Origin of the sequence: Acinetobacter sp. CWB-B33, from assembly GCF_039655955.1 — a bacterium.
GTDB classification, from domain to species: domain Bacteria; phylum Pseudomonadota; class Gammaproteobacteria; order Pseudomonadales; family Moraxellaceae; genus Acinetobacter; species Acinetobacter bouvetii.
Genome location: NZ_JAGFEU010000001.1, coordinates 519,921 through 545,863, shown reverse-complemented (window position 1 = coordinate 545,863; position 25,943 = coordinate 519,921). Strand labels below are relative to the sequence as shown.

Annotated in this window: 23 protein-coding genes; 6 read left to right on the top strand and 17 right to left on the bottom strand. The window is 45.0% G+C overall.

From position 1 onward, the window contains the following. Positions 1-48: 48 nt before the first annotated feature. Genes arsB through JZ784_RS02570 form a run of 3 tightly spaced genes read right to left on the bottom strand, consistent with a single transcriptional unit; the run spans position 49 to position 1,905 of the window. Positions 49-1,080, bottom strand: a complete 1,032-nt coding sequence (gene arsB, locus JZ784_RS02580) for an ACR3 family arsenite efflux transporter (protein ID WP_346313688.1) — start codon at positions 1,078-1,080, stop codon at positions 49-51. An 11-nt stretch (positions 1,081-1,091) separates the two neighbouring features. Further along, positions 1,092-1,565, bottom strand: a complete 474-nt coding sequence (locus tag JZ784_RS02575; RefSeq protein ID WP_346313687.1) for an arsenate reductase ArsC — start codon at positions 1,563-1,565, stop codon at positions 1,092-1,094. Positions 1,566-1,590: 25 nt separating this feature from the next. Next, on the bottom strand, positions 1,591-1,905 hold the full coding sequence (locus JZ784_RS02570; protein WP_346313686.1) for a metalloregulator ArsR/SmtB family transcription factor: 315 nt from the start codon (positions 1,903-1,905) through the stop codon (positions 1,591-1,593). Between the two features lie 163 nt (positions 1,906-2,068). Between JZ784_RS02570 and yegQ the strand changes: the two genes are divergently transcribed. Together yegQ and JZ784_RS02560 are read left to right on the top strand one after the other, a co-directional pair. Continuing rightward, positions 2,069-3,463 (top strand): tRNA 5-hydroxyuridine modification protein YegQ, encoded by a 1,395-nt coding sequence (gene yegQ, locus JZ784_RS02565; protein WP_219189709.1) that lies wholly within the window; start codon positions 2,069-2,071, stop codon positions 3,461-3,463. Between the two features lie 9 nt (positions 3,464-3,472). Continuing rightward, positions 3,473-3,727, top strand: a complete 255-nt coding sequence (locus JZ784_RS02560) for a YfhL family 4Fe-4S dicluster ferredoxin (RefSeq protein ID WP_005011054.1) — start codon at positions 3,473-3,475, stop codon at positions 3,725-3,727. 283 nt (positions 3,728-4,010) lie between these two features. Here the strand turns inward: JZ784_RS02560 and ahpF are convergent, their stop codons facing one another. The 4 genes from ahpF to JZ784_RS02540 all read right to left on the bottom strand — a co-directional run bounded on the left by ahpF (position 4,011) and on the right by JZ784_RS02540 (position 8,767). Then, entirely contained in the window at positions 4,011-5,576 is a 1,566-nt protein-coding gene (ahpF, locus tag JZ784_RS02555; protein WP_346313685.1) for an alkyl hydroperoxide reductase subunit F, read from the bottom strand. Between the two features lie 250 nt (positions 5,577-5,826). Continuing rightward, positions 5,827-6,744, bottom strand: coding sequence for a hypothetical protein (locus JZ784_RS02550; RefSeq protein ID WP_346313684.1), 918 nt, complete (start codon positions 6,742-6,744; stop codon positions 5,827-5,829). 56 nt (positions 6,745-6,800) lie between these two features. Beyond that, positions 6,801-7,958: a toxic anion resistance protein gene (locus JZ784_RS02545; RefSeq protein ID WP_346313683.1), complete on the bottom strand. Its 1,158-nt coding sequence runs from the start codon at positions 7,956-7,958 to the stop codon at positions 6,801-6,803. Positions 7,959-7,975: 17 nt separating this feature from the next. Next, complete coding sequence (locus tag JZ784_RS02540; RefSeq protein WP_346313682.1) at positions 7,976-8,767, bottom strand: tellurium resistance protein; 792 nt, start codon at positions 8,765-8,767, stop codon at positions 7,976-7,978. A gap of 393 nt (positions 8,768-9,160) precedes the next feature. On the opposite strand from JZ784_RS02540, the gene JZ784_RS02535 reads away from it, so the two are divergent. Further along, positions 9,161-10,705 (top strand): hypothetical protein, encoded by a 1,545-nt coding sequence (locus JZ784_RS02535; RefSeq protein WP_346313681.1) that lies wholly within the window; start codon positions 9,161-9,163, stop codon positions 10,703-10,705. An 86-nt stretch (positions 10,706-10,791) separates the two neighbouring features. On the opposite strand, the gene rnk is transcribed toward JZ784_RS02535, so the two are convergent. The 3 genes from rnk to JZ784_RS02520 form a co-directional block, all read right to left on the bottom strand. Continuing rightward, entirely contained in the window at positions 10,792-11,196 is a 405-nt protein-coding gene (rnk, locus tag JZ784_RS02530) for a nucleoside diphosphate kinase regulator (protein ID WP_005011074.1), read from the bottom strand. A 167-nt stretch (positions 11,197-11,363) separates the two neighbouring features. After that, positions 11,364-12,620, bottom strand: a complete 1,257-nt coding sequence (glyA, locus tag JZ784_RS02525) for a serine hydroxymethyltransferase (RefSeq protein WP_005011075.1) — start codon at positions 12,618-12,620, stop codon at positions 11,364-11,366. A gap of 229 nt (positions 12,621-12,849) precedes the next feature. Next, on the bottom strand, positions 12,850-14,097 hold the full coding sequence (locus tag JZ784_RS02520; protein ID WP_346313680.1) for an alpha/beta fold hydrolase: 1,248 nt from the start codon (positions 14,095-14,097) through the stop codon (positions 12,850-12,852). Between the two features lie 509 nt (positions 14,098-14,606). On the opposite strand from JZ784_RS02520, the gene JZ784_RS02515 reads away from it, so the two are divergent. The 3 genes from JZ784_RS02515 to JZ784_RS02505 all read left to right on the top strand — a co-directional run bounded on the left by JZ784_RS02515 (position 14,607) and on the right by JZ784_RS02505 (position 16,655). Next, positions 14,607-15,305 carry a DUF3820 family protein gene (locus tag JZ784_RS02515; RefSeq protein ID WP_346313679.1) on the top strand — a complete coding sequence of 233 codons (699 nt, stop codon included), beginning with the start codon at positions 14,607-14,609 and terminating at the stop codon, positions 15,303-15,305. Between the two features lie 99 nt (positions 15,306-15,404). After that, positions 15,405-16,049, top strand: coding sequence for a hypothetical protein (locus JZ784_RS02510; RefSeq protein ID WP_346313678.1), 645 nt, complete (start codon positions 15,405-15,407; stop codon positions 16,047-16,049). Positions 16,050-16,295: 246 nt separating this feature from the next. Beyond that, positions 16,296-16,655, top strand: a complete 360-nt coding sequence (locus tag JZ784_RS02505; protein WP_346313677.1) for a hypothetical protein — start codon at positions 16,296-16,298, stop codon at positions 16,653-16,655. 136 nt (positions 16,656-16,791) lie between these two features. Here the strand turns inward: JZ784_RS02505 and JZ784_RS02500 are convergent, their stop codons facing one another. The 7 genes from JZ784_RS02500 to hutU form a co-directional block, all read right to left on the bottom strand. Further along, positions 16,792-16,998 (bottom strand): hypothetical protein, encoded by a 207-nt coding sequence (locus JZ784_RS02500; RefSeq protein ID WP_005011084.1) that lies wholly within the window; start codon positions 16,996-16,998, stop codon positions 16,792-16,794. Between the two features lie 539 nt (positions 16,999-17,537). Next, entirely contained in the window at positions 17,538-18,812 is a 1,275-nt protein-coding gene (locus tag JZ784_RS02495) for a Glu/Leu/Phe/Val dehydrogenase (RefSeq protein ID WP_346313676.1), read from the bottom strand. Positions 18,813-18,826: 14 nt separating this feature from the next. Beyond that, the gene (hutG, locus tag JZ784_RS02490; RefSeq protein WP_346313675.1) at positions 18,827-19,762 is read right to left on the bottom strand and encodes a formimidoylglutamase; all 936 of its coding nucleotides are present in this window, start codon (positions 19,760-19,762) and stop codon (positions 18,827-18,829) included. A 45-nt stretch (positions 19,763-19,807) separates the two neighbouring features. Next, entirely contained in the window at positions 19,808-21,010 is a 1,203-nt protein-coding gene (gene hutI, locus JZ784_RS02485; protein ID WP_346313674.1) for an imidazolonepropionase, read from the bottom strand. Between the two features lie 53 nt (positions 21,011-21,063). Further along, positions 21,064-22,488, bottom strand: a complete 1,425-nt coding sequence (locus JZ784_RS02480; protein WP_346313673.1) for an amino acid permease — start codon at positions 22,486-22,488, stop codon at positions 21,064-21,066. Positions 22,489-22,561: 73 nt separating this feature from the next. Further along, complete coding sequence (hutH, locus tag JZ784_RS02475; protein ID WP_005011094.1) at positions 22,562-24,094, bottom strand: histidine ammonia-lyase; 1,533 nt, start codon at positions 24,092-24,094, stop codon at positions 22,562-22,564. A gap of 95 nt (positions 24,095-24,189) precedes the next feature. Next, the gene (gene hutU / locus JZ784_RS02470; RefSeq protein WP_346313672.1) at positions 24,190-25,854 is read right to left on the bottom strand and encodes a urocanate hydratase; all 1,665 of its coding nucleotides are present in this window, start codon (positions 25,852-25,854) and stop codon (positions 24,190-24,192) included. Positions 25,855-25,943 lie beyond the last annotated feature (89 nt).

Sequence of the window (25,943 nt, the reverse complement as noted above, 5' to 3'; positions counted from 1 at the left end):
AATATGGCTGAGACAGTGAAAACTAATTCATTGGTGATGGCCGCGCCGTTAAAAAACTTTTTTGCGCAGCCAAAGGGACACACTGACCAAAGCAATCAGCACAGGCACTTCAACCAAGGGCCCAATAACTGTGGTAAAAGCAACAGGTGACGCCAAGCCGAAGGCGGCTATTGCGACGGCCAAAGCCAGCTCAAAATTATTGCCTGCTGCTGTAAAAGAAATGGCGGCCGTTTTCGCATAATCATTGCCGGCCCATTTGCTCATATAAAAGCTCAGGAAGAACATCAGCACAAAATAAATGCTCAATGGAATTGCAATTCTGAACACATCCATAGGCAGGCTCAGCACTTCCCCGCCTTTTAAACTGAACATGGCTACAATGGTAAACAGCAATGCCAGCAGGCTTACAGGACTGATCTTTGGAATAAACTTTTGCTGATACCAATCCAGCCCCTTGCGTCTGACCAAAATGTTCCGCGTCAGGAAACCCATTAAAAATGGAATGCCCAAGTACACCAGCACCGCCTGGGTAACCGTCCAGTAACTGACATCAATAACTTGAGCTGCCACGCCCAGGTATGGTGGCAAAACCGTCAAAAACAACCATGCATAAGTGCTGAAAAACACAATTTGAAAAATGCTGTTAAACGCAACTAACGCCGCAGCATATTGATTATCGCCGCCAGCCAAATCATTCCAGACTAAAACCATTGCAATACAGCGCGCCAAACCGATTAAAATCAGCCCTGTCATATACTCTGGGTAATTCTGCAGAAACACAACAGCAAGGATAAACATCAGGCATGGGGCAATGAGCCAGTTCTGAACCAAAGATAAAATCAGCGTACGCTTATCCTGAAATACCGCAGGCAAAGCTTGATAATCGACTTTAGCCAAGGGCGGGTACAACATTAAAATTAAGCCGATGGCAATCGGCAGATTGACAGATCCGAGGCTGAATTGATTCAAATGTTCTGGCGCTTGCGGAAACACAGCCCCTACCGCAATGCCAAACGCCATGGCGATAAAAATCCAAAGTGTTAAATTACGGTCTAAAAATGATAGTTTTTTAGCGGTCATGTCAGACTCAATTATGCAATTTCAGCAATTTTTTCAATTTCTTTGTTTAATTCTTGTTTCGTTAAATGGGCAAAATCCAGCATAAAAAATGCATCCAGACGGCGGTTGATATGGTCTGCCGTGGCCTGAAAGGCCGCCAATTTTTCAGTTTCAGGCAGGTCTAAATGCGAGGGATCTTCCAGCCCCCAATGCGCTTTCAACGCTTTGCCCAAATACAGCGGGCATGGTTCCTGCGCCGCAGAACTGCAAACTGTAATGACAATTTCCGGCTGAAACGCTTCACAGTCCTGCATGCTTTTGCTGCTAAAACAGTCAGTCGAAATCCCTAAACTTTGCAAAGTTTTAATGGTTAAGGGATGCACCTGCCCTGATGGCTGGCTGCCCGCGCTGCAGGCACTGAAACCTTCAGGCGCGCGGGCATTGAATAAGGCTTCCGATAAAATGCTGCGGCAGCTGTTTCCTGTACATAAAAATAAAAATTTCATAATATTTACAATAACCTGAAAAAAATTAGTCGCAGCAGCCGCTATCTGCGCATGCTTTCTGTTGAAAGCCAGAATGCGCTCCTGCCGAAGCCTGCAAAACGTCATGGCACCAGCCGGGCAAACTGTCATGCAGGCGGTAATATACCCATTGCCCTTGGCGCCGATCTTGCAAAACCCCCCCCTTGCGCAGCAGCGCCAAATGACGGGAAATTTTTGGCTGGCTCATGCCCAGTCCGGCAGTTAAATCACAGACACAGCGCTCGCCTTCCTGCACGATCATCATCACAATATCCAGCCGTGTACGGTCGGCTAAGCATTTAAAAAATTCGTCTTGATTCATAGTATATATGCATATCTGTATTTACATATATAATAATACAGAAATTGTTTCATTTGAAAGTCTAAGCCAATCTTTTTAGCAGCAATCCCGAGCTTTTTACTGGGTTGAATCCTTTTTTTTTATCCCTAAAATAAAGCCATAAATTTTTTATGCCTTTAATGACATGACCATTTCACACGTGACTGAACTCCTCTCTCCTGCCGGTTCGCTGAAGAATATGCGCTACGCATTTGCTTATGGCGCAGACGCCGTATATGCAGGTCAGCCGCGTTACAGCCTGCGTGTGCGCAACAATGCTTTTGATCATGACAATCTGCAAATCGGGATTTCCGAGGCGCATGCACTGGGCAAAAAGTTTTATGTGGTGGTGAACATTCAGCCGCATAATTCTAAGCTGAAAAACTTCATCCGGGATTTAGCACCTGTGGTGGCTATGCAGCCTGATGCACTGATTATGTCCGATCCAGGCTTAATCATGATGGTGCGTGAACATTTTCCGGATGTGCCTGTGCATTTGTCTGTACAGGCCAATGCGGTCAATTGGGCCACGGTAAAATTTTGGAAAAACATGGGCCTGACCCGCGTGATTTTGTCGCGCGAGCTGTCTATGGAAGAAATTGAGGAAATTAAGCATAACGTGCCGGATATGGAAATTGAAGTTTTCGTACATGGCGCGTTATGCATGGCTTATTCCGGCCGCTGCTTACTTTCCGGCTATATGAACAAACGTGATGCCAATCAAGGCGCTTGCACCAATGCGTGCCGCTGGGACTATAAAATTCACGAGGCAGCTGAAGATGAAACTGGCGATGTTATACCAGTAACACAAATTGAAGAATCATCATGCTGTCAAAACAAAGATGCCGACGAGCAGCACGCCATACAACAACACCAATTTGGCGAGCCGGTTTTATTACAACGCAATGAAGAAGACATGTTTGCAGCCGAAGAGGATGAGCATGGCACTTACTTCATGAACTCAAAAGATCTGCGTGCCGTGCAGCACGTGGGCCGTTTGACTCAAATGGGCATTCATTCGCTGAAGATTGAAGGCCGCACCAAATCTTATTTTTACTGCGCCCGCACAGCGCAAATTTACCGCAAAGCCATTGATGATGCTTTAGAAGGCAAGCCTTTTGATCCTGCGTTAATGTCGCAGCTGGAAGGCTTAGCCAACCGCGGCTATACCGAAGGCTTTTTACGCCGCCATGTGCACAGCGAATACCAAAATTATGAAACTGGTTCATCGCGCTTTGACCATCAGCAGTTTGTCGGTGAAGTTTTAGAGCGCAATGATGGTTACCTCAAAATTGAAGTGAAAAACCGCTTCATTGTTGGCGACTCGCTGGAACTGATGACCACTTCAGGCAATATCACGTTTACGCTAACGGAAATGAAAGACAAAAAAGGCAATCTGATAGAAGATGCTAAAGGCTCTGGCCATATTGTCGATATTCCTGTTCCAGCGGATGTTGATATGGCTTACGCCCTGCTGATCCGCAATTTGCCCAATTCGGCTGCCGATATTTCTGCAGCGTCTTTGGCTTATCAGGCTTAAAGGCTTGCTATGGCATTGCTGATTACCGACAAGTGCATTAACTGCGACATGTGCTTGCCTGAATGCCCGAATGAGGCCATTTATGAAGGTGAAAAAGTCTATGAAATAGATGCAGAGCGCTGCACAGAATGTGTGGGTTTTTATGACCACCAAACCTGTGTTTCAGTCTGCCCGATTGAATGCATTATTCCGCATCCTGAACATGTGGAAACGCAGGAACAGTTAATGAAAAAATTCGAGGGTTTAAATTTATTTAGCAAATAACCTTGGGGAAGGCAGGATAAGAGGAACAAAGCGGTTAGAAAGTTCCCAACAATAATAATAGGTACAATGAAAACAACATCTAACACACTGTGTTAAGAACAAGCCAAAGTAACTGGGGATACTTTGGCTTGTTCTTTTCTATTGGACATAAAAAAAGGAACTTTGGTGTTAGCATCCAAAGTTCCCAAGAGGTGAAATCTAAAGCGTATTTACATTCATATTTTACTGATTGCGCTCAAATGCGGGCATCTGAGCGCAATATCATATTCACTGTACAGGCGGCTTACATTCCAGAGCGGATGATGTAATCAAAAGCGGACAATGAAGCTTTTGCGCCTTCACCCGTTGCAATGATGATTTGCTTGTACGGCACGGTGGTGCAGTCACCGGCTGCAAATACGCCTTTCACATTGGTTTCATTGCGTTCGTTAATTACAATCTCGCCGCGGCTGGAAAGCTCGACACCCGTTCCTTTCAGGAAATCCGTGTTTGGCAGCAAGCCGATTTGAACGAAGATCCCTGCCAGCTCGATGGTTTTGATTTCATCTGTTGCGCGGTCTTTGTATTTCAGCGCAGTCACTTGTGAACCGTCACCCACCACTTCAGTTGACAAAGCATTCAAAATCACCGTGGTGTTTGGCAGGCTGTTCAGCTTGTCCTGCAGCACTTGGTCTGCACGCAGCTTGGTATCAAATTCAACCAAAGTCACATGCTCTACAATGCCCGCAAGGTCAATCGCCGCTTCCACACCGGAGTTGCCGCCGCCTATCACCGCAACACGCTTGCCTTTGAACAGCGGGCCGTCACAGTGCGGGCAGTAAGCCACGCCGCGGGTTTTGTACTCTTTTTCGCCCGGAACATTCATCTCTCTCCAGCGCGCGCCAGTCGACAGAATCACGGTTTTGGACTGCAGTTTTGCGCCGTTCTCTAAAGTCACTTCCACCAGGCCGTTCGCCGTTTGGTCTGCGCCTTTAATGTCAGATACGCGCTGCAGGCTCATGATGTCTACACCGTATTCACGCACATGCTCTTCCATCGCCGCTGCGAATTTAGGGCCTTGGGTTTTTTGAATAGAGGTATAGTTTTCAATATCCATGGTATCCATGACCTGACCGCCCATGCGCTCAGCCACAATCCCGGTTTTAATGCCTTTACGCGCCGCATAGATCGCAGAGGTGTTGCCTGCAGGGCCGCCGCCGATCACCAAGACATCAAACGCGCCTTTGGCATTTAATTTCTCAGCATCTTTGGCTGCTGCGCCGCTGTCCAGTTTGGCAATGATTTCTTCCAAGGTCATGCGCCCTTGGCCGATATGCTCGCCGTTTTGGAAGACCATCGGCACCGCCATGATTTTGCGTTCTTCCACTTCGTCTTGGAAGAAGGCGCCATCGATCATGGTTGCAGTAGTACCCGGGTTGTAAATTGCAATCAGGTTCAGCGCCTGAACCACGTCAGGACAGTTATGGCAGCTTAAAGAGACAAATACGTCAAAATCTGCTGTTAAGTTCAGGCCCTTGATTTGCGCCAGCACCTCATCAGACACTTTTGGCGCATAGCCGGAAACTTGAAGCAAGGCCAGAATCAAAGAGGTGAACTCGTGGCCCATCGGCAAGCCGGCGAAGTTGACACGCGGCTGCTCGCCTTTTTTTGCAATGCCGAAGCTTGGCGCACGTGAATTTGTGCCGTCAAAGCGTGCAGTCACCAAATCAGACAGTGCGGCAATTTCAGTCACCAATTCTTTGATTTTGTCTGATTTTTCAGAAGCGTTTAGGGTGGCCACGATTTCGATTGGGCTTTCTAAACGTTCAAGCAGAGTTTTTAATTGAGCAGAAGTATTTTGATCCAACATTGCTAACGCCTCCAAAGGAGTCAATATTTATTTGATAAATGAATAATAGGAGATTTTAATAAATAGGTAAAACAGTTTGTTTTTATAACAATGATCGAATTATTAAATCAAAGTAAAAAAACAAACTGAATAACAACAGTTTATATATGGGTATCAAAGAATATTTTTCAATATGCCTGATCTAAAACATGAAAATTAATCTTTTAATTCACGCTTATTTCAACTGAAATAATGAATAGAGCCCAACGAGTCACTGGATACGCTGTTCAATCCGTACAGTCCTATTTTTAATCTGCCGAGCCAATGCATATAAAATTAAACTCAGCACAGCAGCCAGTGCAATAACAAACATCAGCACCCATCTTAAAGCGCTGTTTAGCAGTTCAGCCTGCGCCGCCTGCTTACTGACGCTCTGCGCCATAGGCGTCATGGTTTTTTGAAACAGCTGATGCTGCATCGTCCACAGCTGCTCAGGCTTAAAGCCGTATTCTAAAAACTGCGGGTCATTTTTTTCTGCCTGAATTAAAGCTTGCACTTGAGGTATTGCCGCAGCGCGGTCAGCAGGATGATGCAGCAGCGCCGTTTGCGCCAATAAATAGCTTTTCACTGGAGCAGGCAAATCTGAATCGGTCAAATAATGGGATATTTCACTGTCCTGTATATTTTTGTCATATCGAACCAGCTGCTGATATTCTTGGTTCTGACCGCTGTTCCAGTCGTACTGAACATAGGTTAAAGCGCCCCAAATCAGCATAAATGCAATCAGCCAGCCCACAAATTTAAGGACAAAAGACTGAAAGCGCACATAGAAAAACCGAATTTTCCTAAGCAGATGCACAGCAATAAATGCCCCGACAAAAGCAGCAAACAGCTTTAAAAACAGCCAGCCGAACCATGACAGCAAATTAATAAAGTAATCGGATTGATGGCCCAAAGACGCAAAATCTCCAGCAATGCTGCTGGGCAGATGCAGCTGCTCGACCTGCGTGGTCAAGCCAAAGAAACTGTAGACAAATTCCTGCTGCACAAACAGCCCAATCACTGAAGCAACAAGCGCTGCAGCAGATGCGGCAGTCAGCAGCATCAAATTGCGCTGACGTTTTTTTAAAATCTGAAGACCATTTTGCAGCTGCTGCGGATTGAGCGCATAGTCATCTAAGGGAGGCAAATAAGTTCTCCTGAACGGTTTTTAAACGGCCTCCCTAAGCCCATGCATAAGATGACTTAGTTCGGCTTTGACCCGCTTGAGCTGGACTCAAGAACCAAATGATTCAAATTATCCTGAAGGGTGCGCAGACGGCTGGCCGCTTCGTCACGCTTCTGCATGCCTTCTTTCTGGATTTGGATGACATCATTTACTGTTTTAATGAGGGTATTCTGCACATGTTCAAGTGTTTCAATATCAATCACTGAGCGCTGATTGGCTTTGGCGGTATCTACCGAGTTCTGATGCAGCAGATCAGCATTGCGTTTCAGCAGCTCATTGGTGGCATCATCAATGCTATTCGCCAGCTGTACGCTATTTTTTTGCTCTTGCAGTGAAATCGCCAAGCTGATTTGGTTTTTCCACGCCGGCAGCGTAATGTTTTTAATCGCGTAAAATTTATCAACCAGCATTAAATTATTGGATTGAATAATCCGGATCATCGGCAAAGTCTGCATAGCGGACTGCTGCAGCACCTGCAAATCACTCACCCGCTTTTCCAAATTATTTGCCAAATGATTCAGGTCATATATCTTTTGTGTGGTGGGCTGATCCTGCTCTTGCGCCGTCAGAACCGCAATTTCCTGCTGAATCTCCTGCTCTTTCAGCTTGCCCGCTGCCACATAAACCCCCAGCTGCTTGTATTCTTCCTGAACGCCGCCAAACATTTTATCCAGCGTATTCACCCGCGCTTTCAAGCCATTCTGCGAGGTTTCAATTTCTTTTACCAAAGCATCAATCTGCTCTTTGGTGGTATTAAAGTGCTGATCAAAACTGTTTTTAGCGCCTTTAAATTTACTTAAGATGCTGCCCAAAAAGCCTGAGTTCTTCGATTTATTTAAAATGCTGCTGGTATTCAGCTGCTGCGCCACCTGCACGACCTGATTCAGCTTTTGCCCTGTGGCATCCAAATCTTTGTTTTGGACTAAATTCAGCAGCTCATCGGTATAGCTGGAGGTTTTAGTCGCAATATTTTTGCCATATTCAGCCACTGCATTATGATTTATTTCCGCCAGCTCTTTATGCGCCGCCATAACATCCTGAAAATCAGCGGGCTGCAAACCAATGCTTTGCAAATCCAGCTGCTGGAATTTTTGCTCCACCTCGGCAATGCCGGTATTTGGAGTTTCCTTCAGTTCAATGTCAGCCTGTAATTGGGTATTTTCCGGATGTGTCATAGCGCACCTTGTACTGATTATGTTTTAGAGGGTTTCTCTAATGATTTCTTTAACGTTTTAATAAGTTTATCACGGCTATTATCAAGCCTTTCCAATGAACTTGTCGAGCCGCTTTGCTGGCTTTGTTGCACATGATGCTGCCATGCCGGTATCAGCACCTGCTGCGCCTCTTTATATCTGTCCAGCAAGGAAAAGGATAATTGCTGCGACAGATGCATTTGCATCATGGCAATATCATTGCTGGCCTGCAATGTTTTTAATGTTTGGATTTTCTTGGAGAGCCTTTCAGCAAAGCTGTCCAATGGCAATGGCTGCTGCGCAAAGCTGGGATATTCCTGCACAAACTCCTCTGCAGCCTGAATATATTTTGCCATTTGCTCGCGCAGCCCCTGCAGCTGATTAAACCGTGACTGCGCTTTTTGGATCTCAATCTGCAGGCGCTGACTCAGATGGTTGGCTTCATCTAAATTGCGGTCTATATTTTTATAATATTCCACTTGATTAGAACCGAATTCTAAATCCAAGCCCAGCCATTTCTGCAGCCCATTAAATTTACGCTTTTTTAAATATTTTTTTGAATTCGATAACAACTGAATCAGATTTTCTATCACTTGGCTCAGCCGCTGCGTTAATTGCGGGTCAATTCCCTTCAGCAGCGCTGACTGCGCTTGAATCAACTGATCCGCATAATGATTCAGGCGGTAAGGATCATTCAGCAAGGGCAGCAATTCATTGCGCTTAATCGCCAGCGCATCTTCCGGGTGTACTGGAATGTCAGCAATAGCCACCAAAACTTCAGTTGAACTCATAAACAATTAAACTCAATAAAATCATTTTTATACTACGTCTTTCGGTCAGCTTTTCATGTATTTTTTTGCAATGCAAATTTAAAAATTCCAATCAAAACGCTGTTAAAGGCCTCACCAAATTTCGAAACTAAGAGTGTCAAATACTGATTTATTGTGCTTTTTCAAATTTTACATGCAGCTCCGATACGCTAAACCTCGTACCTGCAGACAAAATTTATTTTCGATAACAATATCAAAAAAGATCGTTTTAATATTTAAAAATTCAAGCGCCCGCTTCTAGCAGCCTGCCCGCCGCTTACTCTATACTCAGACAACAATAACATTAAAAGAATCATCATGATAACCAATTATTTAAAAAATGAATCTGCTGCTCACACATCAGCAACACAGCGTATGCAAGACATACGTCAGCGCTTTAAAAATGCAGAGCATCAATATGAGTTTTATATTGCAAATGCATTTAATACCGTCAATTTTGATCAAAGCTTTGAAAGCTTCCAACGGCTTGATCAATTATTTACTGCTTTCAAAAATCAAATTGGTGTCTTAGACATCCGGCATGATGCTGACTCGAACCAATCCAATAGCTTAATGCTGATTGCCAGTCATTTAGGTCAATTTTTAGCAGAACGCACTTCTACACCTGAGCAGTGGTTTTCACGCGAAGAATTAAAACAAAATTTGCCGCAAAATAATGTGTCATTGCCTGAATCTTTTTTATATGACTATGCCCTCGTCTTAACTAATAAAATTGTTTTCCCGCTTTTGGTCACGCATCAATACTTTAAACAAGCAGATAATGCACAGACTTTTAGTCAGCACATTGAAAGCGAAATTTTGAATCATCTGATTATTAGCGGCGAAGAAAAAAATAAAATTGCAGAAGAAATGCATGCCTTGCAAATCATGTATCAAAAAAATTATCCCTTAAACTTTGGCAGCGCTTTTCAAAAATTGGTTGAAATTTCTAATTTGGACTATTCTCTGCAGAGTCTAGACCGCTTAGATGAATTAATGCGTGAACTGCGTCAAAACTATATTGCCTCTGCAGAAAAATTTCTTTCAGAGCAAAGCAACTTTTACTTTATCCTGTACTTAAGCGGCTATTTAGGCCGTGTCATTGCTCAACATGCAGGCACTTCACTAAGATGGCTAAATCCGCAGCAAGTCAGTCAAATGCTTGACCGTGAAATTGCGCCGCAATTGCAAACTTGCCGTGTTGCACAAATTCACAATCAAGTGTTTTTTACGACAGGCCATATCGCTGATTTTCTATTTGCACCCGTGATTCAAACCAGCTCATTGCAATATGCCAAACAAATCATCGATGATATTTTAAAAGTCCGCACACCGCTCTATTTGGCGCATCCATCAAAAAGTTCAACTTATCAAACCTCTGTCTTTCATGCTGTTTTACATCAGGCTGGCTTCTTATTAGGCTATGTTTTTCAATTTATTCATGGTGTTATGCCTAGGCACGATCCCAATGCCAGTATGGATCCGACCAGCTTTCCGCCAGGGAATACTTTTATTAAACATATGGATGGGCCAGACGCCGGCTTAAAACAGCTCGAACTTAACCCGCAAGATTATCCTCATAATGTACTGGCTTATGAAATGTATGCTTGTTTGCCTCACCTGAGAACCGATGCGATTTCGTTGCACATACGCCAGTATGGAGAACATGCAATCAATTTACACGTGGTTGTACCTTATTTTCCTGTTTTCGACTACCGCGGTTTTCAAATTCTTCAACTTTATTTAAGTGCTTGCGATAGTATGACTGAACAGGAAATGCCTTTGATTTTAGAAAATATGCAGGCTTTTTTTGATGGCATTCATACCTTTGAAATGCCACTTCCAACTGAACGAAAAGTTTGGGCAGCACATTACAAGCCGGCATCACATCCTTACCCGCAAAATTTTAGTCAAAACTAAAATATAAGAAACTCCAGATTGGGTTAATCTGGAGTTTTTTATCAATAATTAACTTATTACGGCGCAGTGCTTATCACTTGCTGTAATTATAAATAATTGCCTTCACGCTCTGGCTGATACAGCACTTTTTCGATTTTAACTTTCATAATATGGCCATCCGGCTGCGGCCATTCAATTTCTTGACCTTCAGATAAGCCTAGAATCGCGGCACCCACAGGCGCCAGCACGTTGACTTGGCCTTTCTCTCCGATGAATTCATGCGGATAAACCAGCGTGATTTCTGTCGGCTCAATAGCAGGCGCAATCGTAATTAAAACTTTCGCATTCATGCTGACAACATTGGCTGGCACATCTTGAGGCGCCACCACCTCTGCACGCGCCATTTCTTCTTCCAAATGCTCCATGGTCGGCGTCAACTTAGATTGATGTTCCAGCATGGTTTCTAATCGATGCAGGTCTTGCTCAGAAAGAATGATGTTCGGTTTTGTCATCTGCATTTTCCTTTGAATCTTATCTACCCGTCAAAACAGCAGCAGTCTAATTATAAAGTTATGAGTACTTTCATTCTGTTATAGCAGAATTTCATGAAAAGCAGCTAGTAAATACTTTTACTGCAGCCATAAAAAAAGCCCCTTGAGGGGCTTTTCTCAAGTCAAACTTATTTCGCGTAAACCGGGAATTTCGCGCAAACCGCTTCAACTTTAGCTTTCACAGTATTGATCACGGCTTCATCGCCTTTCGCATCCAAAATGTCTGCGATCCAGCCAGCTAAGTCACGCACTTCAGCTTCGCCGAAACCGCGGGTGGTTACTGCAGGCGTACCGATACGGATGCCTGAAGTCACAAATGGAGAACGCGGATCGTTTGGAACAGAGTTCTTGTTCACAGTAATGTGAGCTGCGCCTAACCAAGCGTCAGCTTCTTTACCAGTGATGTCACCTTGTTTGATTAAAGACAACAAGAACAAGTGGTTTTCTGTACCGCCAGAAACAACGTCATAGCCGCGTGCAATTAATACTTCAGCCATTGCTTTAGCATTTACGACAACTTGCTTTTGGTATTCTTTGTATTCAGGTGCCATCGCCTCTTTAAAGCAGATTGCTTTCGCCGCTACAGCGTGAACCAAAGGACCGCCTTGGTTACCAGGGAATACAGCTGACTGTAATTTTTTCTCAATTTCTTCGTTTGCTTTCGCAAGGATTAAACCAGAACGCGGGCCGCGAAGTGTTTTATGAGTCGTTGTAGTCGTTACGTCAGCAATTTGCACTGGGCTTGGGTATACGCCAGCAGCCACTAGGCCAGCAACGTGAGCCATATCTACAAACAGGTAAGCGCCAACTTTATCCGCGATGTCACGGAAACGCTGCCAGTCAACGATTTGGCTGTACGCAGAGAAACCAGCAACGATCATGCGAGGTTTGTGTTCTTCTGCTAAACGTTCAACTTCTTCGTAATCGATTTCGCCCGTTTCTGGGTTCAAACCGTATTGAATTGCGTTGTAAGTTTTACCAGAGAAGCTGACTTTAGCACCGTGAGTCAAGTGACCGCCGTGAGCCAAGCTCATGCCCAACACTGTATCGCCTGGGTTAAGAAGCGCTAAATAAACCGCTGAGTTCGCTTGTGAACCTGCATGCGGCTGAACGTTTGCATAGTCAGCGCCGAAAAGTTCTTTAGCACGGTCAATCGCTAATTGTTCAATTACGTCTACATATTCGCAGCCGCCGTAATAGCGTTTTCCTGGGTAGCCTTCCGCATATTTGTTAGTGAGTTTTGACCCTTGAGCTTCCATTACTGCTGGTGAGCAGTAGTTTTCTGAAGCAATGAGTTCGATGTGCGCTTCTTGGCGGGCATCTTCTTGAGAAATTGCTTTCGCGATTTCTGGATCAAATTCAGCAATAGAGATGTTGGCAAACATTAGCGAGGTCCTATTAAATTAGGGCTTTTAAGCCGTGCTAAGATTGGCGCGTATTGTAGCATGAAGTTTATAAATTTTGAGAAGGATGTTTGCTCAGTTTTAAATAAATAAATGCCCACCTTCGTCAGAAAGATGAGCATTTATTTTAAATCAAGTTATTGAATTGGCATGAAAGATTTTACATTGGCGCATTTAGCTATAAATCTGTAAATATGCTCTTTAATGTTATCTATTTCAAAAGTGAATCAATATTGCCTACAAAACTTGCATAATTTTGCGTATAAACCGTACCGTGATCCCATGTAGCATTCGTTGTATATTGAATATTGCTTGCGCTGGTACCATTGGCTTTCATCGACTGAACTAAAATATCAGTTGCTTGATACGGGACTGTTGTATCTGCCAACCCCTGATAAATGAATACTTTCTGATTTAATTTTGCTAAGCCAGGCTGAGAACCAGTTTTCAGGAATGTATCGATAGCAGGAATACTCATAAACCCGCTTTGCGTGCGGCCATAGCCACTGAGGCTGCCGTGGTCAGGGTCTGTAGCATAAGCCTTCATTCCGTCAGCCAGTTTTAACCCAACTGTTGAACTGCACTCTTGTTCTGCACTTGTAGCAATTACTACTGTGTCATTCTTAAAGACTTCATTATATGTTACTGAACTCTTATGCCCCTGCATGCCTGCAACTATCAGCGCTGTGTAAGTATCCAGCTGGGCAAGCGTCGGAATCTGCTGAGCCAAAGGCAGAGTGCTAGCCTGAGCCTCTCCGGCTGTAAGTATGAACGCTAAATTTGAAGCCGGAGCAATGGCTACTGTGCCTTTATAATTCAATTGTGCCCGAGAAGCATATTGAGCAGCCCCCAAAACGGCATGCCCGCCTTGTGAATGGCCGATACTAACCCATTGGTCACTTACATTTTTTCCGAGCTGGCCTTTTAAATATTTTCTGGCAGCCACGACCGCATCTGTAATTGAAAAAGCCTCACTTTTTAAATTCAAGAAAGGATGATTGCCCGCTGATCCTAAACCTTCATAATTAGGCGCAACAACAACATACCCTTCATCAAGCAGTTCTTCTATTAATTCTGCTGTTTGCCCCAATCCCAATGCACTCGGCGCACATTTGTCAGCAACACCCGTTGTCCCATGCGCCCAAACCACAATTGGCCAGCCATTCGCTGGAGCAACTGTTTTTGGTGTAAATACCAATGTTGTCGCATCTACTTCCGTACCATCCACACCCAGCATTTTATAGGTCATCAGTGATTTAGATGCACTGACAGCATCCAAATCCGTATTAACGTCACTATCAATATCGGTATAAGACTCCACCCTTACCACAGGATTTGCAATATTATTCTTTGGGATTCCATCACCCACAACATATGTCGAATCTCCCCCATCGCCGCTGCCGCAGGCCGTGAGCAAGAATGCGCTGCTGATTAACACCGTTAAGACATGTTTTTTCATTTTACGTTCCTTCGCCATTTGCTTGTTATTAATTTTGATTTAACAGTATGTATTACCTGTTATTTCGACTGAACACAATAGCTTTTAAGATCGATGGTATCGCAATCCTAAATTTTCTTATATCACATTGTTTTTAATATTTTTATTTAAAACACAATGACAAAATTAATCCAACCCTCTGGCCGCGGCACAATTCTGCTAAATACGCGAACGTATGATGTAAAGCCGCAGATCGCTCATCAACAAAGCAAATTGCTTATAAGCCTGCCCATTGGCTGATCCCCACAGTGAACCCACAGCAATCAATCAGGGTTAAAAAATTGAACACAATCGCTTGATCAAAGATTCTCGTCCGACAGAAGTATCAAAAAAAACTAAACGCTCAGAAATGCGCAATCTTTAATACACTGATGACATAAAGCCCTGCTAATTCTTTAACTACGGTTTGTCAATAACTTAGGCAAATGATAAATTGAACGTTTTAATACACTCTCCTGATGGAATAGGTTATGCAAGCCATAATTCTCGATACCGAAACTCATACTTTAAATGGCCAGCCGATTGAAATTGCATATGCGCCTATTCAAATTTCAGACCACAAAATTACCTTAGATAAGTCCCAGCTTTTTGATCAGCTCTATAGCGTTGATGAACCCATCTCATTTGCAGCCATGGCGGTGCATCATATTCTAGAATCTGATCTAGAAAATAAGCCCCATTACACAACCTTCAAGCTGCCTGAAGATACGCTGTATATCATTGGCCACAATATTGATTATGACATCCGCGCTTTAGAAAAATGCGGGGTAGATTCAACCCGCATTAAAGCCATCTGCACGCTTGCTTTAGCGCGCTTAGTCTGGCCGGATGCCGAAGCGCACAATATATCCGCGCTCATTTACATGATCAGCAAAGGCAGCGAAAAAGCGCGGGAAATGATCCGTAAAGCGCACCGTGCCGACATGGACATCATTTTGACAGCAAATATTTTAATGCATATCGTCCATCACTTAAAAATCAACAGCATTGAAGAACTGTATGCAGCGTCTGAAGATGCCCGCATTCCGCGCAGCATTAATTTTGGCAAACACCGCGGCACAGCTATTGCTGATTTGCCGGCAGATTATGTGCAATGGCTGATGCGTCAGGAAGATTTGGACCCTTACCTGCGCAAAGCGCTGGAAAATGCAGCAATCACAACGCTTTAATGATTTAAAGTCCTCAACGGCATTGTCATAAAAGCTTCATGCAAGTGTAATTTTCACACAATATGATGGGCCTTAATTTATTGGGGAATAAATTAAGGCATGGATACATTTTATAAAACTGAACTGGGTTTCCGTACACTCAAGCTTCGCGATCTGCCGCTGAATGCCAGACAGCGGAGGCTGCTGGTGCTGATTGGCACAGATGATTTTTCGGCTTTGAATACAGCTATGAAGCATCGCATTGCAGAGCCTGACCTGCTGCAGCAATTGATTGATTTGGGTTTAATTTTTAAAGAAGAAAATCAGGCCGAACCGTTGCAGAAACAGGAAGAAGCAGCCGTTGAGCCGCAGCCCCAAATTTTAACGCAGCCTTCCGAAATTCATACAGCTTTAAGTATTCCATCCTCTACAGCAACTGAAGATTATTCTTTTCAGCTGGAAAAGGCTCAACCTGCAACTGGGCCAGCGCAGCCCATCAGCGCTGCAGATGGGCCAATCGAACCTTTAAGCCCTTTGGCGTTTGATGAATTGAAGCAATTTATGATGCAGCACCTGCAGCAGTATTGCGGCTTAATGGCCAAACAGCTGATACTGAATATTCAAGCGGCGGAGCAGGTTTCACAGCTGAAAATGTGCCAAATTCAATGGATTACCCTGCTGCAGGAATCACGGATTGTGCCAAAATTGCTGAATCATGCTTTGCAGCAAGTGAATCTGAGCATGCGCAAGCTTCAATCCGCTTGATTTTTGCCGCTGCAAAATATTCCGAATTAAGAGTTATTTCATCGGCTCTCATTCAAAAAATGACTTAACAGCGCATTAAATTTTTACAGATAAAATCTTATCCTCATGAATTTTATTGCTTTTTAGCAGTTCAATTTTAAACTCCCATTTTATAAATCTTTTACTACGACTTTGTTTTAATGGTTTATTTGAGCCATTCAGAGCATATATAGGCTAGAAGATATTTCTGGGGGAGCATTTGGAGTTATGGCGTATTATTTGCAGTTTGACACTTTTGATAATCCTATGCAGCTCAGCAAAGTGGGCAATTGGATTATTACATTTTTAAGCCCTCAAGATGACTTAGCCCATATTCAGCTGGCCATTACGCATGTGCTGCCGCGCCAAGTATGTGAGCATCTGCAGCCGCGCCGTCTCATTATGCACAACAGCCCTGCCGACAATTTTTGGAAAATTGAAAACATTGAATGCTTTGACAGCAGCTTAAATCAAGAACTGGTTTTTTTGCCTGAATCCCCGCAGGCACAGGCAGTTATACAAACCATTTTAAAAGAATTTGAGCGATATGATGTCTGTGTCAGTATTAAGCAAGACGTTAACCTATAGGCAGTCAATTGTTATCGAATGCCGGCCTAAAAGATTCTTCAGACATTGAGGTAATAAAAACTGAATTGACGGCAGATTGGAAAATAAAAAAACTCACCCGTTGAAGTGAGTTTTTTTAACATCGTATCTGATTGAATTAAGCTTCAATCACTTTGTAAATGCTGGATGAATTTTGGCTTTCGAATAACAGCTCAATACTCGGTAAAATCACTTCTCCATCTACCACAATATGTTCAATTCTTTTAATCATATCCTGAGTTTCAGACGCCGAATTTAGCAAGGCTTGGGCATCGACAATTTGGCTATACTGATTCTTCACTTTAATATCAATCATATTGGTCATAGTCATTACTCTATTTCTTTGAATTAGCATTTTTATAGCACATGCCCCGATCTTCACCTTCGCAAAAAATGTTAGATTTCTTGGCATTGTAACTTAATAAAAATTTAATTAACTATAAATCAATAAGATAATAAATTACTCTGTAAATTGTATGACAATAACTCACCTTTTATTGCTGTTTATCTATAAATACACCCTAGAAAACAGGCATTAAAAAAGCCCGCATTGCTGCGGGCTCTATGTTGGAAGGCTAGTGCTGATTTTTTGTCTTAACCGAAGTTTGCGACTCAATTAGCTGTCATTGATCCGTCCAACTCATAGTAGCGTCTTTTGTTTTACGACCTACTGTAGTATCAATATAGCACTGTATTTTCTGCTGGCAAGGGGCTTTTACACTTCAGCACAATCGCTCAAAATAAATACAATTGAAATTCTGCAGTATAAGGCGGATAATAGGTTCGCATTTATATTCCTTCGCGCCAATCATCTTAAAACGCTGATTTTTCAATGTAAAAAAACTGCTCAAAATATTCAAACCCTTAACCAGGGAAAATTCCTCTCTCTTTACGCGCTTTTAAAATGCGTTCGCACGCCAAAATATAAGCTGCGGTACGCAACGTGCAGCCATTGCTATTTGCGCACGTCCAAACATCTTCAACGGCCTGAACCATCAGCTTGTCTAAACGGTCATTAATTTCCGCCTCACTCCAGAAATAGCTCGCCATATCCTGCACCCATTCGAAATAGCTGACCGTCACACCGCCTGCATTGCAAATCACATCAGGGACAATCATGATGCCGCGTTCATTCAGGATGTCGTCGGCCTCAGGATAAGTCGGCCCATTTGCCCCTTCCAAAACCATTTTGGCTTTTAGACGGTGCGCGCGTTCTACTGTAATCTGCCCTTCTAAAGCAGCGGGGATAATAATATCTGTTTCCACATCCCAAAATGCTTCATTGTCAATTCGCTCTGCGCCTTCAAAACCGGCAACACCTTGATGCTGCTCTATATAGGCATGCAGCGCATCCAGCTTAATGCCGCTTGCGTTAAAAATCGTTCCTGTATGGTCTTGAATACAGACAATCTTGGCATTGGACAGATAGAATAAATTGGCCGCTTCACTGCCCACATTGCCAAAGCCTTGAATGCTGACTTTGGCATTTTCAATATTCAGGCTGAGCTTTTCTGCAACTTGGCAGCCGGTAATATAAACGCCTCGCCCTGTTGCTTTTACACGCCCTAAAGAACCGCCCAAATGCACGGGCTTGCCAGTGACTACACCAGTGACTGTGTAGCCCTGTCCAGATGAATAAGTATCCATCATCCAGCCCATAACATTGGGGTTGGTGCCGACATCCGGTGCAGGAATGTCTTTTTGCGGGCCAATAATGTGCGCGATTTCACTGGTAAAACGGCGTGTTAAACGTTCGAGCTCACGTGCAGACAATTTGCGCGGATCGACACGCACACCGCCCTTTGCGCCCCCAAAAGGCAAATTTAATACGGCTGTTTTGATGGTCATCCAAGCCGCCAGCGCCATGACTTCATTTAACTCGACATCTGGATGGTAGCGGATACCGCCTTTGCCCGGCCCGCGTGAAAGGTTGTGCTGCACGCGGTAACCTTCAAAATGCTGAATTGAACCGTCATCCATAATGATCGGAACATCCACAATCAGCGCGCGTTTCGGACGTTTCAAAGTATCGACATAGTCCGCCAGGTCTTCACTGAGATACGGCGCAACCCGATCGACTTGCGCCAAAAACGTTTGCCATGCACCGTTGCCGCCATTGGCATAAGAGAGATTAGACATTTCAGTTCCTCTGATTATTGATTATTCTTTGGATAAAACATGTATTGATAGGCAATGAATGCCGCCAGCCGCGCGGTAATATTGTCCTGATCAAAGTGAGGATTGCATTCAGCAATATCCAGCAGTTTGATCTTTCCGCTGTCGTGTATATGTTTCATTAAATGTTCAAAAATACGCAGATCAATGCCTTTGACTGCAGGCGCACTGACACCCGGCGCAATCGATGCTGCAAATACATCTAAATCAACCGTGACATACAGCACATCTACAGCATCAATAAAATGATCTAATTTGTTTTTTAAAACCGCTAAATGGCCCATTTCTATTTCATCATCAAAAATATAATGGCAGCCCAGGCGGTCAGCAGTCTGAAACAGTTTTTGCGTATTCGAGTGTTTTGCTACGCCAATACATAGATAATGAAAGGCTTTGCCATGCTGCTCAGACAGTTTCGCTGCCTGTAGAAATGGTGTTCCTGAAGTGGCTTGCTCAGCTTCACGCAAATCGAAATGCGCATCAAAATTGATGATGCCAATTTTCTGACTAGGCTGGGTATTTTGCACATACTGAAAAATACCGCTGAAGCTGCCGAAAGCAATTTCATGGCCGCCGCCCAATACAATCGGCTGCATGCCCTGCTGCAAGGCCAATTCCACTTGATCCGCCAATTCAGCTTGCGCCTTTTCCAGCCCGCCGTCCACGCAGACCACTGTACCCATATCCTGAATGCGGATCGGCGCATGTATAGGCAAATTCGCCAGCTGCTGACGGATTAGATTCGGCGCATCCGCCGCGCCAGTCCGGCCTCGGTTTCGGCGCACGCCTTCGTCAGAGCTGAAGCCCAGTATCGCAAAATCGGCAGTATCAGACTGATTGACCAGATGAAAGATGCGCATATGTTCTGCGCCATCGCCATCATGCCTGCCCTGCCATTGAAATGACTGATCCATAATTCATCCTGTTATTCTTCAAACTCAATTTTTTGAAGAAAAAATTTAAAATTGAATTAATTTGCCTTTTTGAATGACTTGCTTCTTTAAATCACCGCCGAGCCAATAGGTAATTTCGGACGGATGCTGTATGTCCCAAGCTACAAAATCAGCAAATTTTCCGACGTCTAAGCTGCCATGCGTATCCTGCAGGCCTAAAGCCTGTGCAGCATGAATCGTTACGCCCGCCAATACCTGTTCAGGAGTTAAGCGGAACAAGGTGCTGCCCATATTCATCATTAAACGCAGGGATAAAACAGGTGACGTTCCGGGATTTAAATCGGTCGATAGGGCAATTTTTACCCCATGTGCAACTAAGCTTTCTATAGGCGGATACTGTGTTTCCCGCAGTAAATAAAATGCACCCGGTAAAAGCACCGCAACTGTGTCCGATGCAGCCATGGCTTTTACATCATCCTCAGTCATATATTCCAAATGATCTGCCGATAAAGCCTGATACTTGGCCGCCAGACTTGAACCGCCCAATGCAGACAGCTGTTCAGCGTGCAATTTAACAGGCAAATTCAGCGACTGCGCCGTTTGAAAAACCCGCTCCACCTGGCTTGGAGAGAAAGCCAAATGCTCACAAAAGGCATCTACCGCATCGACTAGGTTTTCTGCATGCAGCTGCGGCAGCATTTCTATGCAGATATAATCAATATACTCATCACTGGCATCTTTAAACTCAGGCGGCAAAGCATGGGCAGCCAGGCAGGTACTGCGCACCGTCATTGGCAAAGCATCGCCTAACTGCCGAATCACTTGCAGCATTTTGCGCTCATTGACTAAATCCAGTCCATAACCCGATTTAATCTCGATCGTGGTTACACCGTCCTTGAGTAAGTTTAAAATTCGCTGCTGAGCTGAATGGAATAATTCTGCATGACTGGCTTCACGGGTTGCACGAACGGTACTGGCAATGCCACCGCCCTTTTTAGCAATTTCGGCATAGCTCACACCTTGCAGGCGCTGCTCAAATTCAACACTGCGGTTGCCGCCGAAAACGCTGTGCGTATGACAGTCAATCAAGCCTGGCGTCACCCAAGCCCCATGCAGATCGATTTGTTCAGTCAACGCTACAGCTGGGCATTCAGCTTGCGGACCAATCCAGCGAATCCGTTCACCGTCCGTCAGCATCGCAGCATGTTCTATTATGCTGTATTGACCATGCTGCATAGTCGCAATATGACAATTCAACCAAAGCTTCATCGTTGTATTTCCTGTTCCGCCTTAGCGCATGCCTTGGCGGAAACATTTAAGTATTAAGAATTAGATTCAAATTGTTGTGCTGTATTGCTGTTCGCATGATTCAAGTTCATCTTTGGGCGCACTTTTACAACATAGGCAATCCATAAAATCACCAGCCATGCAGCGCCGACATAGATCGCAGGGCGAGAGTCTGGGAAATACGCAATGATGCCCAAAATAAACAGCATGAATGCCACAGCGAATGCAGGTGCATACGGCCAGCCTACGACTGGAAAATCCAAAGCTTTAATTTCAGCGGCAGACAGTTTACGGCGCATGCCAATTTGCGACAGCAGAATCATCAGCCACACCCACACCGTGGCAAAAGTCGCAATTGAGGCAATGATGATGAAGATATTTTTGGGAATCAGATAATTCAGCACGACACCAATCAAAAGTACCCCCGCCATCACCACAACCGTCATCCAAGGCACACCATTTTTAGACAGCTTGGTGAACACTTTTGGCGCTTGGCCATCTTGCGCCATGCCGTAAAGCATGCGTCCTGCGCCAAACACATCACTGTTAATGGCAGAAACCGCCGCTGAAATCACCACGATATTTAAAATCGTAGCTGCTGAACCAATACCCAGATTTTCAAAAATCTGCACAAATGGGCTGCCTTGTGTACCAATCTGATTCCAAGGGAAAATCGCCATGAGGACAAAAATGGTCAAGACATAAAACAGTAAAATACGTACAGGTACTGCATTGATGGCTTTAGGAATCGACTTTTTCGGTTCTGCGGTTTCGCCAGCAGTAATGCCAATAATTTCAATACCGCCAAAAGCAAACACCACCACAGACAAACATGCAATCAATCCGCCAATACCATTTGGCATAAAGCCGTCATGAATCCATAGGTTTTGCAAGCCCGCAGCGGCGGTGCCGTGATCTGCATGGAAGCCGTACAGCATGAGGCCAAAACCGCCGACAATCATGGCAATAATAGCGGTCACTTTAATAATCGATAGCCAAAACTCCAGCTCGCCAAAGACTTTGACATGGATTAAATTGATGCCGCCGAGGAACATGATCAGCGAGAGAATCCAAATCCAGCGCGGCACATCGGGGTACCAAAAGCCCATGTAAATACCAAAAGCCGTGACATCCGCCAGCGCCACAATGATCATTTCAAAGACGTAGGTCCACCCTGTCGTAAAGCCTGCAAATGGACTGATGTACTGGCTGGCATAATGGCTGAATGAGCCGGAAACTGGGTTATGTACAGACATTTCGCCGAGGGCGCGCATGACGATATAAATCGCAATGCCCGCAACAATATAGGCGATTAAAACGGATGGCCCTGCCATCTGAATGGCCGTAGCCGAACCATAAAACAGGCCTGTGCCAATGGCTGAACCTAAAGCTAAAAACCGGATATGGCGGGTATTGAGTCCCCGCTGTAAAGTGGAACTTTGTGATGCTTCTTGTGACATTTCGATCTCCAATCCATGAGGAAATTTTTATTTGATCGGGCCGCATCATGCGGCCCTATTCTCAATCACAAACTTATTTTAGGCTTGGCAGCAAACCATCAAGGATCAACGCGTTTAAGCAGCCGCTGGCCAATAATTCACTCGCCTGTTCAATATCAGGCGCGAAGAAACGGTCTTCGCTGTAATAAGGAACGTGGTCACGCAGCGCTTTACGCGCGCGTTCCAATTTCACAGAGCTTTTTAAGCCTTTACGGAAATCCAGGCCTTGGCATGCGCCCAGCCATTCAATCGCTAAAATGCCGCGTACATTGTCCGCCATATACCATAAGCGCTTGCCGGCATTTGGCGCCATCGACACATGGTCTTCCTGATTTGCCGATGTCGGCAGACTGTCCACGCTTGCAGGATGCGCCAGCGCTTTGTTATCGCTTGCCAGTGCAGCCGCAGTCACCTGTGCAATCATAAAGCCCGAATTGACGCCGCCATTTTCCACCAAGAACGGCGGAAGCTGCGACATGTGGCGGTCCATCATCATCGAAATACGGCGTTCAGACAATGAGCCAACTTCCGCAATTGCCAAGGCAAGATTATCCGCGGCCATAGCGACAGGCTCTGCATGGAAGTTGCCGCCCGAAATTACATCACCTTCTTTAGCAAAGACCAATGGGTTATCTGAAACCGCATTGGCTTCAATTTCAAGGACTTCAGCAGCCTGACGGATTTGGGTTAAGCATGCGCCCATCACTTGCGGCTGACAGCGCAGTGAATATGGATCCTGCACTTTTTCACAGTCTTCGTGTGAATGACCGATTTCACTTTCTTCAGTTAATAAGTCACGGTATGCCGCTGCCACATCAATTTGACCGCGCTGGCCGCGCACTTCATGCACGCGCGCATCAAATGGAGAACGAGAACCGAGCATTGCTTCAACACTTAAGCCGCCGCAAACGGTCGCTGCAGCAAATAAATCTTCTGCTTCAAATAACCCGCGCAATGCATAAGCCGTTGATACTTGCGTACCATTCAACAGTGCTAGGCCTTCTTTGGCAGCCAAAGCAATCGGCTCTAAACCTGCAATTTTCAGCGCTTCAACGGCTGGCAGCCATTCACCTTTATAGCGTGCTTTGCTTTCACCCAGCAGCACCAAAGACATATGCGCCAGCGGCGCTAAATCGCCTGAGGCACCCACTGAACCTTTCAATGGAATATGCGGATAAACTTCAGCATTAATTAACGCCAACAGCGCTTCAATCACTTTTAAGCGGATGCCGGAAAAGCCGCGCGCCAAGCTGTTGGCTTTCAGCAGCATAATCAAGCGGACCATTGAATCGTCTAAAGCTTCGCCCACGCCAGCAGCGTGAGACAGCACCAGCGAGCGCTGCAACTGTTCTAAATCTTCTTGTGCAATTTTAGTTGAGGCCAATAAGCCAAAACCTGTATTGATGCCGTATGCGGTACGGCCCTCACGGATAATCTGTTCTACACAATCTACACTGGCCTGAATCGCAGGAATCGCCTGTTCATCCAGTTTTACTTTGATTGGCTTTAAAAAGGCTTCGCGTAAATCTGCAAGATTCAGTTTGCCTGGTTGAATTAAAAGTTCCATGTATACAGCCCTATATCCTATTCTTTTATATGCTGCGGGTTCATCATGAATGAGAGATGAAGATGAATCCGCAGCATTCCTTGCTTAGCTCAGCCTTAACCGGTAATCATCGGTAAATTTAAGCCTTGTTCCTTCGCGCAATCAATTGCAATATCATAACCCGCATCTGCATGGCGCATTACACCTGTCGCAGGGTCATTGGTCAATACTCGGGCAATCCGCTCTGCAGCTTCATCTGTACCATCACATACAATCACCACGCCCGAGTGCTGTGAAAAGCCCATGCCAACACCGCCGCCATGATGCAAAGACACCCACGTTGCGCCGCCCGCAGTATTCAGCAAAGCATTTAATAATGGCCAATCCGATACCGCGTCTGAACCATCCTGCATCGATTCTGTTTCACGGTTTGGACTGGATACAGAGCCGGAATCCAAATGGTCACGGCCAATCACAACCGGCGCAGACAATTCACCTGAACGCACCATTTCGTTGAATGCCAAGCCCAATTTTGCACGCAGTCCTAAGCCGACCCAGCAAATACGCGCTGGCAAGCCTTGAAATGCAATGCGTTCACGCGCCATATCCAGCCAGTGATGCAAATGCTCATCATCAGGGATCAGCTCTTTCACTTTTGCATCAGTTTTGTAAATATCTTCAGGGTCCCCCGAAAGCGCTGCCCAGCGGAATGGCCCAATGCCGCGGCAGAATAATGGGCGGATATATGCAGGTACAAAGCCTGGGAAGTCAAAAGCGTTTTCTATGCCTTCTTCTTTGGCCATTTGACGGATATTGTTGCCATAGTCAAAAGTCGGCACACCCATTTTCTGGAAGTCCAGCATCGCCTGTACATGCTGCGCCATCGACTGCTTGGCCGCTTTTACCACAGCATCAGGTTCGGTTTGCGCGCGCTCACGGTATTCTTCCCAGGTCCATCCAACTGGCAAATAGCCATTCAATGGATCATGCGCACTCGTTTGGTCTGTCACCATGTCAGGACGGACTCCGCGGCGAACCAGCTCAGGTAAAATTTCTGCTGCATTGCCATGCAATGCGATAGAAATGGCTTTGCCCTCTTTGGTATAGCGGTCAATACGCGCGAGCGCATCATCCAAATCAGCCGCTTGCTCATCGACATAACGGGTACGTAAACGGAAATCGATGCTGGCCTGCTGGCATTCAATATTTAAAGAACAGGCTCCGGCTAAAGTTGCAGCCAATGGCTGTGCGCCACCCATGCCGCCTAAGCCCGCAGTCAGTACCCAGCGGCCTGTTAAATCGCCGTTATAGTGCTGACGGCCTGCTTCCACAAAAGTTTCGTATGTGCCTTGCACAATGCCTTGACTGCCAATATAGATCCAAGAGCCTGCGGTCATTTGACCGTACATCGCCAAACCTTTGGCATCCATTTCATTGAAATGCTTCCAGTTTGCCCAATGCGGCACAAGGTTGGAGTTTGCAATCAATACACGCGGCGCATCTTTATGCGTTTTGAATACGCCTACTGGCTTGCCTGATTGCACCAATAGCGTTTCGTAGTCTTCTAAATCTTTCAGCGTTTCAACAATTTTGTCATAACATTCCCAGTTGCGCGCTGCACGGCCAATACCGCCGTACACCACTAACTCTTTCGGATTTTCTGCAACATCAGGATCTAAATTATTCATCAACATGCGTAAAGGCGCTTCAGTCAGCCAGCTTTTTGCATTGAGGGTTGTACCGCGCGGCGCGCGGATTTCTACATCACGAAATTTAGTCATGGTCACAGTCGGACTCCTTCCTTTGAACTTACTGTAATTGTATTCTTTGCATCCAGTCAGCATTGATATAAACATGTGCTTACTTGTAT

Excerpts from the sequence above, each read along its gene's own strand:
- hutH (WP_005011094.1), bottom strand. The coding sequence starts at position 24,094 with ATGGAACTTTTAATTCAACCAGGCAAACTGAATCTTGCAGATTTACGC.
- JZ784_RS02545 (WP_346313683.1), bottom strand. The coding sequence starts at position 7,958 with ATGACACATCCGGAAAATACCCAATTACAGGCTGACATTGAACTGAAG.
- JZ784_RS02510 (WP_346313678.1), top strand. The coding sequence starts at position 15,405 with ATGGATACATTTTATAAAACTGAACTGGGTTTCCGTACACTCAAGCTT.
- hutG (WP_346313675.1), bottom strand. The coding sequence starts at position 19,762 with ATGGATCAGTCATTTCAATGGCAGGGCAGGCATGATGGCGATGGCGCA.
- glyA (WP_005011075.1), bottom strand. The coding sequence starts at position 12,620 with ATGTTTGCCAACATCTCTATTGCTGAATTTGATCCAGAAATCGCGAAA.
- JZ784_RS02515 (WP_346313679.1), top strand. The coding sequence starts at position 14,607 with ATGCAAGCCATAATTCTCGATACCGAAACTCATACTTTAAATGGCCAG.
- JZ784_RS02495 (WP_346313676.1), bottom strand. The coding sequence starts at position 18,812 with ATGTCTAATCTCTCTTATGCCAATGGCGGCAACGGTGCATGGCAAACG.
- JZ784_RS02570 (WP_346313686.1), bottom strand. The coding sequence starts at position 1,905 with ATGAATCAAGACGAATTTTTTAAATGCTTAGCCGACCGTACACGGCTG.
- ahpF (WP_346313685.1), bottom strand. The coding sequence starts at position 5,576 with ATGTTGGATCAAAATACTTCTGCTCAATTAAAAACTCTGCTTGAACGT.
- JZ784_RS02560 (WP_005011054.1), top strand. The coding sequence starts at position 3,473 with ATGGCATTGCTGATTACCGACAAGTGCATTAACTGCGACATGTGCTTG.
- JZ784_RS02520 (WP_346313680.1), bottom strand. The coding sequence starts at position 14,097 with ATGAAAAAACATGTCTTAACGGTGTTAATCAGCAGCGCATTCTTGCTC.
- JZ784_RS02575 (WP_346313687.1), bottom strand. The coding sequence starts at position 1,565 with ATGAAATTTTTATTTTTATGTACAGGAAACAGCTGCCGCAGCATTTTA.
- JZ784_RS02500 (WP_005011084.1), bottom strand. The coding sequence starts at position 16,998 with ATGACCAATATGATTGATATTAAAGTGAAGAATCAGTATAGCCAAATT.
- arsB (WP_346313688.1), bottom strand. The coding sequence starts at position 1,080 with ATGACCGCTAAAAAACTATCATTTTTAGACCGTAATTTAACACTTTGG.
- rnk (WP_005011074.1), bottom strand. The coding sequence starts at position 11,196 with ATGACAAAACCGAACATCATTCTTTCTGAGCAAGACCTGCATCGATTA.
- JZ784_RS02480 (WP_346313673.1), bottom strand. The coding sequence starts at position 22,488 with ATGTCACAAGAAGCATCACAAAGTTCCACTTTACAGCGGGGACTCAAT.
- hutI (WP_346313674.1), bottom strand. The coding sequence starts at position 21,010 with ATGAAGCTTTGGTTGAATTGTCATATTGCGACTATGCAGCATGGTCAA.
- JZ784_RS02505 (WP_346313677.1), top strand. The coding sequence starts at position 16,296 with ATGGCGTATTATTTGCAGTTTGACACTTTTGATAATCCTATGCAGCTC.
- hutU (WP_346313672.1), bottom strand. The coding sequence starts at position 25,854 with ATGACTAAATTTCGTGATGTAGAAATCCGCGCGCCGCGCGGTACAACC.
- JZ784_RS02535 (WP_346313681.1), top strand. The coding sequence starts at position 9,161 with ATGCAAGACATACGTCAGCGCTTTAAAAATGCAGAGCATCAATATGAG.
- JZ784_RS02540 (WP_346313682.1), bottom strand. The coding sequence starts at position 8,767 with ATGAGTTCAACTGAAGTTTTGGTGGCTATTGCTGACATTCCAGTACAC.
- yegQ (WP_219189709.1), top strand. The coding sequence starts at position 2,069 with ATGACCATTTCACACGTGACTGAACTCCTCTCTCCTGCCGGTTCGCTG.